We start from the raw sequence: 16,839 nt of genomic DNA on the forward strand, positions 1-16,839 counted from the left end.
AAACTTATTTTCCAAGTAAATCTTCCAATGTTTGAATCACTAAATTCATATCAAATTTATTATTCAAAATCAATGACTTACTGAAATCATTTTGATTATTATATAAATCCAACTCTAAAATTAGTTGGCCTTCTTCAGATTTGGTATAATGACCAGCTAAAGTATAATATTCATTATTACCAGAATCAATGCTGAAATAAGAAAATAATTCATCTTCTCCATCAACATAGTCTTTAATAGCTTGAATCGCCTTATCAGTTAACCCTAATGGGTCACGGGTAGTTCTAGTTTTTGAGGTCAATCTAATTTCTTTGACAACAGGTTTACCACGCAAGCTCGGGAAATTTTTGTTAGCTTTTTCATCTAAGCTGCCAAAGGGAAAATTAGCGGTACCAATAATTTTTGGTTGCTGTTTTACACCTAATTCTTCAGCCAAATCCTGCACTCGTTCCTCGGCATGCTGCAATATCTTTAAAGAATTGATGGGGCTTGATTGTGGCGTGTTCTTTATACCTTCCAATAGGGAATAGGTCAACAGACCCATCTCATAATTGCTGGTCTCGTAGCTGGCCTGATCTTCCTGACTCCCCATGATCATCGCCGCTCCGGAAGCTGTTCGGAGCCGATCCAAGGATTTGGCGATAGTATTGCCTCCACTTTTTTCGTTGTAAAAACTCCCAGCCTCACAGGCATCCAAGACCACCACTCTCTTATTGGCCTTTATCTTTTTCAGCATTTCCTTAAGTTCATCGCCTGAAATACTACGTTGCTTAATCAAATCTCTAGCACCCGGCCCATCCATGTCAATGTTTACCCAATCATTCAAGAGTAAATGAATGTCCTTGTCCTCAGAACCATCTCTAGGAATGGCCTTGCCATGGCCACTAAAATGCACCCATACCACATCATTTGGGCCAGCCTTTTCGGCAATAGTCGAGAATACTTTTTCAATATTGGTTTTATTAGGTAGGGAATCCACTTTTTTTGAATGGGTGCTTAGCTTGTAAAAGCTTCGTTTTTTAAAAAATGAAGGAGTGGCCAATTTTAAGGCCTTTCCCATGGCTTGCACATCTTTTTCGGCGAACTGGAGATCCAAATCTTGAAAATTTCCGTCAGGGTAATCCCCAACCCCAATGATAACTCCATAAAAACTGGGATCTTCTAAATTTTTGTTGTTGCTAACAGGTACTGCTCCCCGATTACTAGTAACTTTACCATTTGCTGTTTCTGCAATGATGCTTATGCTATTTTTCCCGTTAGGTAAGTCCTTTTTTGGATCCAAAACGAGCTTCAATTTTTGAACCGCTAAAGCACTATCAACCTGTTGGTTCAGGTCATGTGCAATTTCAACCCCATTGACATAGACCCGTATTACGCCCAAACCGCCTTCCCGTTTGGTAACCGTAACGGGTATGGTATAGCTATTTTTGGCCAATTGCTTAGGGTACTCCACTTTTGGAGGAAGATAATTTTTGAGTTCTTCTTTTGAGGGAACATCTCGCAAAGGCTCATTGTTCATAACCTTTGGCCAAAGGTCAGGTTCCCAGTATAATTCTTTTAATTGTTGGAATTCTAGGACTTCAAGACCATAGGTATAGTACATGAGTTTCATTGCTTCTGGCGAGGCATCAAAAAGGCCGCCTGGGTGAAGGTGGAGCCATTTATTGGGATCCCCATCAAACATAAAAAATCGAATCAATTGTTGCACGCCACCTGATTTCCAAATCACAAAACTGCCATCTTTTGAAGTACTAATAATTTTATCTTTTTTATTGGATAATTTAATTGATGTTATACCTAGGGAATGTGCTTTTTCCGATTTAATTAAATTGCCTGAAGAAACTTCCAATTCACTTAAAAAGCCCTCTTCATTTCTAGCTATTAAAATCGTTTGGTCCTTTGGGGTAAACACTGATGAATTATGATAACCATGCTGGTTCTTAAATTTTAGGATTTTTTTACCAGTCTTAAATTCCCAAAGAACCGGATCTTCGGTAAATGCAGAAGTTAATAGGTATTTTCCGTTGTTGGAAAAAATTGCATTGGTAACATACTCTGAGTGACCTTTTAAGGTTGTCAATTTTTCGTTTGTCCGCAAGCTCCATGATTCTATCAACGAATCGTTGGCAATCAAAATGGTTTCGTCGTCTGAAGAAAAACCTAAAGATTTAACTCTTGAACCACTGGTTAAAAACGAGGCTAAAAGATTTCCTGTTATTTTATCGAAGACATTAACCTCGTGTTTTGAAATTTCACTTGATTTTTTGTCCCTACGAAAAAACTGGGTAACCATGACTTTATCTCCTTTATTGGACATTTGATCCCATACTATAGAATTATTTGTCTTTAGTCTTTTTTCAATTCCGAAATCCCAAAATTTTAATTCTCTACCTGCACTAGTTATAATCAATCCTGGCTCCAATAAATCGAACTTTGCCATTGTAATCTCCGATTTGTGGCCATCTAGAAAGGTTAATAGTTTATTTGCTTTGAAGTTTATACTCTTCAGAGTATGACCATCTTTGATAAACCAAAGGCTTTTGCTATCTGGTGTAAAAAACATTGTTTTGGGTGATAAATAATAGTTATTCGAGTATGAAAACAATTTTTCATAAGTATTTAAATCCCAAACACTTACATCTCCTTTATTTGATGCGGTTAAGAGTATTCTTCCATTTGGCGAGAACTTGGCAAAACGAACAGGGTTTTTATTTTTAAAAGGTAGGGTGATGGTTTTTTGCGAATTATTATCAAACAGAATGGAATTACCCCAGTGATCTAAAAATGTTTTTGACCCATCAGGTGATATAATGGGCGAAGAATAATATCCCTTCCACAACTTCAATTGAATTCTAGATTCTAAATCCCATAAGATAGTGGCATCATTAGAACTGGAAAGCAAGTATTTATGGTCGTGTGAAAACTCCAATCGAGTTATTCGTTTGTCGTGGCCCTCCAAAGTACACATTAATTGTCCATTATTTAAATTCCAGATTTTAATTTTATTGTCAAGGCCCGCAGTGGCGATTTGCTCACCTGAAGCAGAAAGACCAGGACTTGCTGAGCTGTAATTCTCAAAAGTATAATTCAACTGGCCATTAGAAGAGTCCCATACCTTGATGTAATCATCATCTCGAGCTCTGGTTATTAGACTTTCATCCTTAGGATTCACAATTATTGAAACAATATGGGACGAATGCGCCTTTATAGATTTGATTTGTTTAGTTGTTAGAACATTCCAAATCGATATTGACCCTTCTTGATGGCCAGTAAAACAATACTGGCCGTTAGAATAAAATCTGGAGATATTATGAGACTTACCGTTTTCAAGTTTTTTAGTAATTCGATTTAAGTCAATATCAAATATACTTGAGTAAGTTTCCATATAATTCGAGGAAGAAATCAATATGTGTTTTCCATCAGGAGAAAGATCAATTGATTTCATAGCGGTGGTCAGCCCGTCACTTATAAAACTTCCTTTTCCAGTTGAGGAGTCTATTATTTGAGGCATACTTCCTTGAATATTCAATAAAATCTTACTGTCATCTTGGTTGAATTCAGCTGATTTAATAGCGTGAGTTTTTGATTCAAGCGAATGGATTAGTTGTCCGGTATTTACATCCCAAATATTTACCGTACCATTAGCATGAGACGTTAAAATTTTATTCCCCTCAGGAGAAAATTCGGTGGAATATAAATGACTTTTATAGTCCAACAAATGGATTAAATCTCCAGTATTAACATCTCTCAGTTCCGCTTCATCCAGAAAATTTGCTATAAGGACTTTTTTTCCATCTTTTGAAAAGACTTTTTCATCGAAGTACCAATTGTTTTTGTTACTAACAAAACTGGAAATAGTTTTTTTTGAGTTTATTTTTTTAATTTCTGTCTTTCCACTCGAGGCAATCAAAATGTAATTGCCTATTTCCGAAAATACTGCCCGACAAGTTTTATTTTTATAATCATTAAAAGAATGCTCCAACATTCCATTTAAAAGTTTCCAAATTTTGACCGAACCGTTTAAAGATGCGGTCATGACATGATTTCCACTAGGAGAAAATGAAACAGAAGTGACATGGCCTTCATGGTCTTTAAGCGTGTTTATCAATCTACCTGAATTATTATCCCAAATCTTTGCAGTCCCGTCCCAGGACCCTGTAATTGATTTCTTTCCATCTGGCGAAAATTTAGCTCGATATACAGTCTCACCATGATGGTCAAATGAATGAAGTAAATTTCCTTCTAAAACACTCCACAGTTTGGCTGTGCCATCTTTTGATGCGGTAAGAATTCTACTCCCATCGGGAGAAAAGGTTACAAAATAAAGAGTGTCCGAATGTTTTTCGTAAGAATAGATAATCTCACCTGTTTCAGTGTCCCAGAGTTTTGCTGTACCATCCCAAGAGCTGGTGGCAATCTTTTTTCCGTCTGGGGAAAACGTAGTAGAATGAACCATGTTTGAGTGTCCTTCCAGTGAGTGTATTAGTTTTCCTGTCTCTGAATCCCAAAGTTTGGCTGAAGAGTCCGCGGAACCTGTCAAAACCAATTTACCATCAGGGGAAAACTCAGCTGGAATTGCATGGCCAGAATGCCCCAACGGCAACCCCAACTTAATCTCCTGTCCAAAACAAAAAGACCAAAAGACAAGCAATAACAATGTAAAATAGCTTTTCATAGGAAAGTATCTGCTTAAAACTAAAAATATTAACAACAAAAAGTATCACTATAAGTGGAAATTTTAAGGAAGACCTCCTGTAGAAAACAATGGTTTTTACTATTTTGGGTCATATTTACCCTATCAATGAATATTCAATTAGTACATTCAACCATTTGCTGTTTTGTGACAATTCTAATTTCAATATTGTTCTCAGTTGGACTTTACTCGCAATCTAGAGGGGCCAAACCTATTGTCTCAAATGAAAAAGCTATAGAAATTAGAACAATTTATTCTGGAAGTTATGCATTGGTCATTGGGAATAGCTTATACCAATCTTGGGATAATCTTCCAGGCGTAAACAAAGATATAGGTGCAATTAAAAAGGTACTTGAACAGCATGGTTTTATTGTATTTACCAAACAAAACCTGAATAAAATAGAGCTTGATAATGCATTTTCCAATTTCATCAGGGATTATGGTTATCAAGCGAATAATAGGCTTCTGTTCTATTTCGCAGGCCATGGATATACTTTGGAAAGCTCCTATGGGGAACAATTTGGGTATTTGGTTCCTGTGGACGCGGAGAACCCAGTTTTTGCCAGTGATGCCCAATTTAAAAATAGTTCTATACCAATGAGTAGGATAATAGAATATGCCAAAAGTATAGATTCAAAGCATGCTTTATTTTTATTCGATGCTTGTTTTTCAGGCTCCTTAATCAATGCAAGAGGGGGAAATCAAAATTTGGCAAGTATAGTAGATAGTGTAAAATTACCTATTCGATATTTTATCACAAGTGGTTCTCCCAATGAAACCGTTCCGGATAAAAGTATTTTTAGAGAATTGTTTGTTGAAGCATTAACATCTTCAAGGGCCGATTATACTCAAGATGGTTTTGTGACGGAAGAAGAGTTAGGTCTTTTTCTAAGGGATAATGTTATCAACTATAGTTATGGTCAGCAACATCCTCAGAAAGGCCCGATTAGAAACAATAGATTAGACAAAGGTGATTTCATTTTTAAATTACCAATGGTACATGAAGGTTTTTCTTCTTCTGATAGAATTACATTTTCGTATGAAAGCAGTGAAAATTCCAATAATTCGGCAAGCCCTTCAAATACTCCAAAAAAAAGGAAAATTAAGGAGGAGGAGTTGAAAAAATTAAGAGATTTCGGAAGAAAAATATTGTTCAACACAGGAAAGTCTGATATTAAGTCTGAGGGTATTTCTTCTATACTTGAAATCGTTTTAATACTACAGAAATATCCTGAAACAGCTTTTTTTGTAGAAGGACATACTGATAACATTGGCGACGGCCCTACAAATCAACTACTCTCTGAAAAAAGAGCCTCGGCAGTTAGATATTACCTTATCGGTAGAGGAATTAATGCATCGAGGCTTACCAGTATTGGATATGGAGAAAGCAAGCCAATAGCTACTAACAGAACTAAATCTGGCAGAGCACAAAACAGAAGAATAGAATTTCGACTGAAAAAATAATCTTAATTTGAAAATTCAAAACTCATTTTTACTCTGGCGTGATGCTCTTGGATGTACCCTTTTAACTTTTTTGATTGGGGGCTTTTTCTACTTGTTATTGAATAGTGCCAATTTTTTAAGTCCGATTGAAAATGCCTTTCGGGATTTTAATTATAGTGACATTTATTATTCCAAACTTCAGGATTCTGTTACCAAAACGGACAAGATTATTTTGGTGAATGTGGGCCATGCCAATCGTTTGGAGATAGCTATGGGTTTGCAAACAGTTACTTCGCAAAACCCAAAAGTCATTGGCTTGGATATGATATTTAAAGATGCCAAAGAGCCAAATAGTGATTCCATTCTTAAAGCCATATTAAAAAGCACCCCTAATTTGGTCTCTGCCTTTCGTTTTGATCGGGACAGAATAGTAGATAATCATCCCAAGTTTGAAATTCCCCTGAAAAATTCTGGATATTTGGATTTATCAATAAATGATGAAACTTCCGTTGTGCGGCAGTTCACTGGGGCCAAAACAATTAAAAATAACACCTTATTGGCGTTTCCAGTAAAAGTGGCTTTAGAGGCAGGCTTTCTTGATAAGGATAAGATAGCTAAACTTTATGACCATGAATTGACCATTAATTATTTTGGAAACCAAAATCGTTATCTGAGTTTTGACATTGAAGAATTATTGGATCGGAAAAACATCCCAGCCATGTACAATGCCATTGTATTGTTTGGGTTTATGGGTGATAGTTTAGGCGACAATTTTTCTTTGGAGGACAGACATTACTCCCCCTTGAATCCTAAGTTTGCCGGAAGGTCTTTTCCAGATATTTATGGGCTTGTGATTCATGCCAATATCATAGAAATGTTCACCACTAGTCAATTTATTTATCGAGTACCTAATTTTTTTAGTTGGTTATTTGCGTTTATTGGCACATGGGGCCTAATTGCGTTGGGCATGAGAATTGGAAAAAAGAATGCCTTCGCCTTTGATTTTGGCATCAAAATTGTACAAATTTTAGCTACCATTATCTTATTATACCTTACATATGCATTGGTAAAGACAAACATTCATTTGCAAATTACCCCCTTAATAATTTTGTCTTTATTAGGTTTAGAAATGATTTGTTTTTATACTCATTTAACCCGATTTGTTAAAAAACGCTGGCCATGGAAAAGCTATGTTATAGATTAATTCTCTTCCTTTTTGTTCCCGTTTCCTTTTATGGTCAAAGGGTCAACTCACTACTTGTGTTCAGCTCAAAAGGCGATATCATCAATATGAAAACAAGAGAAGTTATTTTAAAAGGTGACATCCTGAAAAAGCAAGATGTTTTGCTTTTGGATAATGAAGCAAGTATTACAGCTATTGATGCAGACGGACAGGCATACACCTATGAAGGTGAAGCAAAATGCAGGTTTGCTGATTTGCTCGAAAAGAAAAAAAAGTTGAACAATCTGACCGTTCGCTATTTTCAATTCATCTATCAGGAATTTACAGGACAACAACCTAAAGAGTCAGTCATGGCTGGGGTTTATCGGGGTAATGATTTGCTAATTACGCCACCAGATTCGGCAATGGTCTCCAATCGAAATCTAAGATTCTTTTGGGAACATGCTAATACCAACTTCTATTACTTTTTCCTTCGGAACAAAACCACAGAAGAAATTTTTAAAATCGGTGTTTCTGGAACCCAAATTAAGCTTTATGAAGAAAAGTCCATTTTTAAAGGTTCGACCCAATTTGAATGGACGGTGGACACCCGTGAATATCCTGATTTAAAAAATATTGGATGGAATAGGTTTGAGATAAAAAATTATAAAGAAGTTGAGACTGAACTATTACGCTATGAAAAATTCATTGAAGACATGAAAGTACTCGGATTTAGTAAAAATGAAGTTACTAAAAGAATTTGTGAAAGCTATGGTGTCTGCAAATAGTTAAGATTTCAACGAATAGTTAGTTACCTGCCACCATTTTACTCCAAGACAACTAGTGATATCATTTATTCTAATTTGAGGTAAGAAAAAAGTTCTGTGTATAATTTTACCTTGTATTTGAATGAAAACAGCATAATTCCCTATAGTATTAGAAATAAAGGTTAAAATGAAATGAGAAATACAACAAGCAATAATGCTGGCATTAACATCATTACAGAGCCTAAAAATTATTTTTATTTAACACTTTTTTCACTATATCCAAAATGATATGAACTAAAGCCAATTAGCATGAATCAAAATTCACACTTATCGTTGTTTTTGTTGGCACAACTCTCCTTAGTGCCCAAAAAAGAGGTGCTAAACCAGTCGCAAAAACTAGTCCAAACGAGTTCATATCGTTATATCAAAACAGTTATGCCCTATTAATAGCTAATAGTAATTATAAAGAAGAAAATTGGAATAAACTACCTGGGACAAGAGAAGATATATTGGCAATAAAAAAGGCGCTTGAACAACACAATTTTAAAGTTGAGTTACACTATAATCTAAACCTCAGAGAGATGGACGAGGTGTTACAAAATTTTGCGGAGAAATATGGCTATCAAGAAAATAATCGTTTGTTATATTACTATGCCGGACATGGGGCCACACTTTACAATAAGGTTTTAAAAGAAGATGTCGGTTATCTAATTCCTTTAAATACTCCTAATCCAGCCAAAACCGATAGCCCTGCAAGATTTAAAAAAAACGCTTTCCCTTTTTCCAAAATTATTGAATATGCAAAGACACATGTTGAATCGAAACACGCTTTGTTCTTATTTGACGCTTGTTTTTCCGGATCCCTTTTCGAATCGCGTTCAGGAACAATCGAACCAAAGAATATTCCCAATTTCGACCTACCCATTAGATATTTCATAAGCAGTGGTACGGGCAAAGAATCAGTTCCCGATAAAAGCGAATTCAGAAGACAGTTTATAAAGGCTTTAACTTCTAATGAAGCGGACTATAACGGGGACACATATCTAACTGAAGAAGAATTGGGGTGGTTTCTAAGAAATAGTGTTTCTTATTATACTTCTTCTGCACAAAACCCCCAATTTGGTGCGATAAGGGATTCTCGTTTGGACAAAGGGGATTTCATATTTAATTTGCCAAAAAAAGAATCCGGGTTGGTACAAAATCAATTAAATACAGGCACTTTGGCACCTAAGCAGGCACTTGTTGCATTAGAAGCTGAGTCGGCCAACCTTAGTGTGGTTGATAATATTTTTGCCTTTAGCGAAAGACATCGAACAGCAGTAATCAGGCTAAAGAATTTTTCTGACGTAGAAGGAAACAATGTTAAAGTACGAGGTTTCGCTTATTTGGATAATCGTATAGAGGAAATTGATTTTACCAGTGAAAAGTTAATCTTTCCTGGGGACATAAGTATTTTAGATACTGATTTACGCGGATTTCCATTAGAAAATAAACCTCCAGATTCCATTGTTTTATGTATTACTCATGGCAATAAAAACACCTCAGTAAAAACTAAATACAAGTACATGCTGGATGATCGGCGCCCTTCACTTTCAATTCAAGCAGCCACCTACACCTACCGTGTAAAACTTTTGAATCGTTACTCATTCACAAATAAGGAACCCTCTTGCCTAACAGATACATCAAAACTAACTTCGGATACCGAAAGGGTGGAGCGAGAAGCCACTCTCAAAAAGAGAAATAAAATTCGTCATGATGCGATAACATTTCTAATGGGAATGAATAGAAAAAAAGAGAACATATTTGAACCTTATTGCACCAAAGAAGTGCTTTCATCTGTTAAAAATATCCTCAGCAAACAAAATTTTGGATTCAAACCAGATATTGACATCAACAACTTCAATACCAAAGTAGCTTATGTTACTATCTATATGACAAATAGTGAATTTAAAAATAGAATGGTCGAAAACACCATTGCCCTATACAACCGCAGCAAAACTTTTGAAGATTTTGAAAACGAAAGTATTTTACCCTTTATGAAAGAAAATGGTTTTACGTGGACTGCCAAACTAGTAAAAAAAGGTGAAAACTGGAAGTTTACGGTGCATGAAGAGTCGGAAATGGCCAAAAAAAAATAAATTTACTGAGAATACATACCCGACAGTTTAGCTTGCCCTTAAATCGAGATAAAATTCTCTCCTTTACTTGGATTTAAAAAAAGTATTTAATAAATAAAAATCAGTCCATTTCTAAGTTCACAACTAGAGTATTTGGTTTTTAAAAATAGAAAACAATATTCTAAGAAAAGGGAGAGTTACATATGAAATGGTCAATACCATAAGTCCCAATTTAAATACTTATTTGATTCTCTACTTGTTGGTTGCTGTGAACCTCCAGTAATAATTGGAACTGTTTTAAGAATGTAATTTTTAAGTTCATTTACGCTTATAATTCCATTTGAATCCTCATCAGCTTTATAATCTAGTAATCCAAGTTTAATAGTGTAAGTAAATGATCCATTCTGCCATCTTGAAGATTCTAGAGCAACACTATTTCCGGAGGCTGCAGTAATTGTTTCCAGACCAGTTGTTGAACTAAAGCTTGAAAAAACATTTTGCATCAATAAAAAAGCTGATTTTGCTGAAGTTTGGTTTTGGGTCTTCATAGAGGTAGCAACAGCGCCTTTGGTTGCAAACTGTTTTTCTTTAAGAACGGGTTTGTCATCAGCAATAATATCAGATTTTTTTTCATCTGAAGATTCTGTTGTATCTACTAAACCTGAATAACAGGAATCTATAAGCAACAACTTTTTATGCGAGTTTAATTTTGAAAGGAGTTTTTGAAAGTCTTTTAATCCCATTCCACGAATTTTCGGGTTATCAAAATCAATATCGTAAGTGGCGAAATAAAAATCATCGTTTTCATCCAAGAGTCCATGTCCAGACAAGAAGATTACTACTTTATCATTAATACCTGTATTTAATTGAGTTAATAGGGCTTCAATATTTTCTTTGGTTACATCTTCATCATATAATTCTTTAGATACAACCGATTTATAGGAGTCAGATTGTCTTTTAAATGCTTTAATAAGATCTTTTCCGTCTTTCGTGGCATACGTTAGATTATAATTTGAGTTTTGGTATTTTGAAACGCTTATGGTGTAGACAAATAAATTCTCATTTGCGGTTTTTGACCTTGAACTTATTTTTAACTCCTTGGCAAGCCTACTGTTATTTTGAATCAGTTCAATATGATTCTCACCATAACCTACAGGAATTTGTATATTCTCTATCGATTCTTCATCTTGTTTTATGTTTTGCCCATTTACCGTTTTAATGACTTTATTGCGCTGTAGCGGTTTTTTTACATGTATTTTGACCATATTTTTATCCGAATTAAAAGACTGTTTGTCATAGTCTATGGACACCATACTTCTATCGCTGATATTTGAAGATGTATTCATGGATTCAAAAAATTCCTTTCTCAACTCATAGGCCTTATTATAGAGCGTTACAGTTTCATTATCTGACTTCCCAATAGATTTTAAAACAATATCAGGCCTGTTAAATTCTATATCCAAAAATTTATCATAATATATCTCTCCGCCAATTTGAGTAAGATAGACATTGGTCATTGGATTGGAACTACAATAATATTCATCTTCGTCCAAGCCAATAATTTCTCCATTGCCATTTTGATAGACCTTTGCTAATAAATCTCCACTATTCGGATTTCGGAGATGAACCGCACCACTGGATTCAACAACAATCAAAAAATCTTTTGATTTCGTAACCAATATCTTGATAGGTCTAGAGCTTAATGGGCGGAACTCACCCCATTTTTTATCAATTCCATTGAATGGCACTATTCCGAATTTACCATAAGATTTTGAGAAAACTGTAGTCCAAATAAGTGAATCGCTCAATTTAGACATTAGCATAACACGTGTGTAATCATCCGGTATACTTAAAGTATCGTTTTGCACAGAATTATTGGGATGATATCTTACTATATTTGTTAGTTGGGATTTTAGCAAACTTCTATCATTTAGCCTAATACAACTAAAATCTGGAGCATCAAATGAGATGTAAAAGTGGTTTTTTGATGCTATATTATAACTCGATAATTTTTGTCTTTTTTTGTCCCATGTATAAAATTGATTTCTGGAATAAAATGTAATTGTGTTTTCATCAGAATTAAAATCATTTTTTATGAATATGTCATCTTTTTCTAGAAGAACTTTTTTTTCTTGAATATCAAAAATCTTGAGACCATCTATTCTATCCCAAGAATTATATCCCTTGACTTTTTCAAGAAATAAATATCTATCATCGAAAATTGCAATAGGCCTATCAAATCTATTTACCCCAGAGCTATCAATAACAGTACTATCAGTAGTTTTAGTTTTTAAGTTTTCATTAAACGCTGTTTTTATAAGATAGGTTGGAGAGTTATTGGAGTAGCCTTTACTGGTAATTGAATAGTTAATTATTCCGTCAGAGGTGAGATTGGTAATTCCTTTTTCAAAATCTACTTCATGTTGGAAATTGGAAAGATTGGTAACATTATTATTTAAGCTTAGTACCCCCCCTTGCTGTTGAATTTTAGTGATTGGTAAATTTGAATTGGTTAAAACTTTTTGAACATTATCTCCCGATAGTTCTAATACATAAATATTATTGTTGTTTAATTTTACCAATAACCTGGTGCCTCCATAATTAATGTTAATATCATTTATTTCAAAGTCATAGCTATTATTGTAACGTTCAACGGGTAAAATACTACCGCCAATTATTGTCTGTTGGTTATAATCATAGCACATAAGACCAACACCCTTATAGTCTTCGACAGCATAAAATATCCAAGGTTGGGTTGGATGAAATTCAGCTATTTTTGAGATATTATGGGTAATAGCAATACTCTTTTTGGGCTTGGCAAGATTTATAATCTTTTCATCGTACTCATCATCTTTTATCAGTAGTCTTTTTTTACTGTCAAAGGCCAATATATTTAAGCGGTCAAATTCAAATTCATAAAAGGGCTTCTCTATGGCATTTTTAACATTGTAGAACTTCATATTTTTACCCTCATTGTTATATATACCAATATTACCTGATAAGGGATCATAATATGTTTTAAGGAAATAATGTGAGTATTCTTGATTTTTTATTGTAGCAATTGTATCCCCAGTCGTAAAGCTTACTAAGTTTATTTGCGTTTTAGGCACATCCAAAGTGAACATGTAATCTGAATGACCATTTACATTTAATAAATTATTAGTGCTGTCGAATGTGTATTTTGGTATTAACGAATTATTTTTAAATTCAAATATGTCAAGTCCAGAAGTGTATGAGGGGTAAACCCAAAAGTGCAATAAAAATGGGGCTTTACGGGTTTTGGTATCATCATTTATGATAATCCCATGTTAATTTATATGTGGTGACTTCAGCCAAGTTCCAGTAAAGGTATTAATTTCCCCATTAAAAATGGGCGTTTTTAACCCATTGTGTTCATACGAACGGATGCCTTTACAAAGGCCAAAGCCCTGATGCGAGAGATTTCCAAGTCACGGGGCTGGTGATGCTGGTTATGACTGACAAGCTTGACATATTTCTCTCCTTTATCCGACTTCTGTATATACTTCAATGTAGTAAAATCATCACCGTCCATGTCGATGGATATAAGGTACATCTCCCCCCAAAAGATGTTGTTCTCAATATCTTCAATTTGTTTGTAAAGCACTATATCCCCACTCTTTAAGATGGGGTACATGCTGTCCCCGGTAACATGTACCCCTCCATCACAATGCGGTAGATTGGGTATCTGCACATAATCAATGGGTTCGTAACTTTTAGTATCGGCAAACAAAGTCACAAGTCCGGCAGAGGCCTCAATATTATATAAAGGTACAAGCTGATGCTCTACATTTGCATCGCTCATCAGGGCAAACTTTTTAAGGTACACGTTTTTTTTACCGTTCCCGTTAGTAATGACAGGGGTTTGTTCCATTTCCATTACCTCATTACTTTGCACTTTTGGTTCATTCTCGTAAACCTTACCCTTTTCCTTACCATAATTTTGAGTAAGGTTTTTTGCATTTTTGGGGTTAATCATTTCACCTTTTCCGGTAATCAACCAAACGGGATTTATGTCGTGATAGTTTTCTAAAATATTTTCAAGCCATTGACTTTTAATATCGGTTTTCTCTTTGAAGGCTCTCCTAAGCATGCCATTACTAGCACCTATACTGCTTTCAAAAGAACTTACGGTAAGTTCTTTAAAATTAACGTACTCCTTTATTCTCTGTGTAATCATAAGCCTTTTGCAATTAAAAATCAGATAGTTTTCTAACACACTATGAGATATTTTTCTAAAAATATTTTATGTTTAGAAAATTTTCTAATATATTTGTTCCCAATAAAGATAATTTTCAAAACTACACAATTATGGGAAAATCAAAAAGAGCCGGTACATATTACTTCCATGGCATTGGGGTATTGATCGCCAATCATACAGGTTATAGCACTAAATATGTGAACGATGTATTGGCTGGCAGGCATGATGGCCGAGACTCAAAAGGCGTCAGAAAAATAATGGAGACCGCGGAGTTGTTCATGACACCGGTCAAAGATGCTGAAACTGCAAAACCCGCATAGGTGAATTTCCAAAGAGGTGACATAGTGGTCAGAAAAAACAATACCAAAGGTGTTGAGACTATATGGATAAGTCAAAGGCTTGTCAATGAAACTTGTGGTTTAAGCGATGAGTATTTATGGAAAATCCGTTCTCAATATAAAACATCTGTCACCCCGTGCCACCGCCACCACAACATCCTTCCCGATACCGGTAAGAGCTGGCGATGGGCGAAAATAAGGAATGACTTTTATTACGACCTCAATCGCATCCCCAACCGTAAGCCCACAGCCTACCGTGACCGCTTTGGCGATGCCGACACCTTGGTCAGAAACTATGCCCTGGCATTAAGGTCATCGTTCGAGTCCCATTTCGACAGCAGGCTCTCTGAGCATATTAAAACTAGGCACCACTATTTTATCAATTCATACATAGAGCATACAACAGAGCAACGAACGGCATTGGCAAAGGCCTGTGCGGTACTGGAGTTCACTTTGGACTATATGGACGAAAACCCCGATTTAAAAGTAAATGCTATTTATAAAGATGTATGTGCCGCGGTTACACGTAAAGACTTACGCTACTTACCCAGGAACTACAGAAAATTCAAAGAAAAAATTGACCGTATTATCAATGAAAACTTAGAAGTGACTCAGGTCATACGGTTACCACGATATAAAAATACCAACGGAGTGGTATTTGACGACCCTGAAATCATTGCCTGTGCCATCAAGATGAGGGCAATGCCCCAAAATTATTCAGGCGCGTATATAGCAAGGACCATCCAGCACCTTTGCAAGATCAGGGGCAGAAAAGCCCCGGGCCTTAGATGGTTTGGCAAAAACGTCTTTGAAAAGCAAAAAGTTAAGTTTTTGACCGATACAGCCCGTTATGGTAAGGGAAGTCGTAAAGCCTTTGAAAACACTGGATATATTCCAATGGAAAACGCCCTATTTGCCGGGGATTGCTGGCAAATAGATGCCACTCGTGTCAATTTGGTCGAGCATACGAAGGATGACAGATCCAAAGGCTTCCTGTTCGTCATCGCGGTCAGGGACGTGCACAGTGGAGACATGATCGGGTACAGCTTTGACTATTCAGAGAACAGATGGTCTGTATTGAACGCCATTAAAATGGCAGTTGAAAACACTGGTTATCTACCTTATGAGCTGGTTGCCGACCGCTTTCCGGGACACAATACCGATGAAGTAAAGGCTTTAATTGCCCATATGAAGGCCTTGGGCGTAAAAGTGACAATTACACACAAGGCAACCGGCAAACCACACGTTGAGCGTGGTTTTAGCACATTGCAAACTGTATTTATGCCTGATAGCAAGTACTACTATGGTGAGGGCATACAATCCCGCAGAGCTTATGCGCACAGAAGTCCTGAATACTTAAAGGAAATCCGAAAAGAGGCACGAAAAGAAGATTACGGACTGGCCAAGGCGTATAATGAAGCCAAGGCCATTATTGAACGCTACAGAACCACAAAACTATCTGTTTACTCACGAAAGCACCACAATTTGGACAAGTCCCCCAAAATGCTGCACGATGAGAGTGACAAGCCTAACGTAAAACAGTTGGAGGGCCACCAAATATCAATGCTATTTGGACTTAAAAAGAAAGTCACAATTAAGCATAACGGTCAAATCAAGATTGAAATACAAAAAGCTGATTACATCTATCACATCAATGATTATGGGCTGTATAGTGAACATTACAAAGACAGGGTGATATTGAGCTATGATTTAGGGGATTTAAACAAAGTCTACCTGTTCAAGCCAAGCGGAAATATGCTCATACACCTTGGCGGGGCAGAACTCTACACCAGGCCACAGCCTTATGGCCCGCAGGCAGAACATAACAAGATCAACAAAGAAAAGCAACGCTTAAAGGCGATTGAGGAGCGTAAAAATAAAGAGTTACAGGAGGTATCTGCCGGTTCTAACGAAGTGGATTTGATGATGGGTCGGTTTACGGACAAGAGATCTGCCGAAGACTCGGAGACACTAAGACTTTTGAACGGCATCGATGACAGGCCGATAAAAAAGGCCGTGGGCAGTGATGTCGGCACTGCGCACAGCCAAGAAATTGACATCGATAATATTATCACAAATCAATTTTAAATATTCTATTCT

9 protein-coding genes are annotated in these 16,839 nt (G+C 36.0%); 6 read left to right on the forward strand and 3 right to left on the reverse strand.

Annotation, left to right across the window (positions count from 1 at the left end; translation table 11 throughout):
* Nucleotides 1-4: 4 nt before the first annotated feature.
* A complete protein-coding gene (locus E4661_RS00805; protein ID WP_136464910.1) occupies nt 5-4,675 on the reverse strand; it encodes a caspase family protein in 4,671 nt (1,556 codons plus the stop codon).
* Nucleotides 4,676-4,840: 165 nt separating this feature from the next.
* On the opposite strand from E4661_RS00805, the gene E4661_RS00810 reads away from it, so the two are divergent.
* The 4 genes from E4661_RS00810 (at nt 4,841) to E4661_RS00825 (ending at nt 10,203) form a co-directional block, all read left to right on the forward strand.
* The gene (locus tag E4661_RS00810) at nt 4,841-6,157 is read left to right on the forward strand and encodes an OmpA family protein (protein ID WP_168796300.1); all 1,317 of its coding nucleotides are present in this window, start codon (nt 4,841-4,843) and stop codon (nt 6,155-6,157) included.
* A 7-nt stretch (nt 6,158-6,164) separates the two neighbouring features.
* Nucleotides 6,165-7,340: a CHASE2 domain-containing protein gene (locus E4661_RS00815; protein ID WP_136464912.1), complete on the forward strand. Its 1,176-nt coding sequence runs from the start codon at nt 6,165-6,167 to the stop codon at nt 7,338-7,340.
* Entirely contained in the window at nt 7,316-8,086 is a 771-nt protein-coding gene (locus tag E4661_RS00820; RefSeq protein WP_136464913.1) for a hypothetical protein, read from the forward strand. The genes E4661_RS00815 and E4661_RS00820 overlap by 25 nt, the downstream gene beginning before the upstream one ends.
* A 425-nt stretch (nt 8,087-8,511) precedes the next feature.
* Nucleotides 8,512-10,203 carry a caspase family protein gene (locus E4661_RS00825; RefSeq protein WP_240751389.1) on the forward strand — a complete coding sequence of 564 codons (1,692 nt, stop codon included), beginning with the start codon at nt 8,512-8,514 and terminating at the stop codon, nt 10,201-10,203.
* Nucleotides 10,204-10,394: 191 nt separating this feature from the next.
* Here the strand turns inward: E4661_RS00825 and E4661_RS00830 are convergent, their stop codons facing one another.
* Entirely contained in the window at nt 10,395-13,307 is a 2,913-nt protein-coding gene (locus E4661_RS00830) for a caspase family protein (RefSeq protein ID WP_136464915.1), read from the reverse strand.
* A gap of 254 nt (nt 13,308-13,561) precedes the next feature.
* Nucleotides 13,562-14,380: a S24 family peptidase gene (locus E4661_RS00835; RefSeq protein ID WP_136464916.1), complete on the reverse strand. Its 819-nt coding sequence runs from the start codon at nt 14,378-14,380 to the stop codon at nt 13,562-13,564.
* A 131-nt stretch (nt 14,381-14,511) separates the two neighbouring features.
* On the opposite strand from E4661_RS00835, the gene E4661_RS00840 reads away from it, so the two are divergent.
* Together E4661_RS00840 and E4661_RS00845 are read left to right on the forward strand one after the other, a co-directional pair.
* A complete protein-coding gene (locus E4661_RS00840; protein ID WP_136464917.1) occupies nt 14,512-14,721 on the forward strand; it encodes a hypothetical protein in 210 nt (69 codons plus the stop codon).
* A complete protein-coding gene (locus tag E4661_RS00845) occupies nt 14,722-16,827 on the forward strand; it encodes a DDE-type integrase/transposase/recombinase (RefSeq protein ID WP_136464918.1) in 2,106 nt (701 codons plus the stop codon). It abuts the gene before it with no gap.
* Nucleotides 16,828-16,839 lie beyond the last annotated feature (12 nt).

This window comes from Flagellimonas onchidii (genome assembly GCF_004804315.1).
Classification (GTDB): domain Bacteria; phylum Bacteroidota; class Bacteroidia; order Flavobacteriales; family Flavobacteriaceae; genus Flagellimonas; species Flagellimonas onchidii.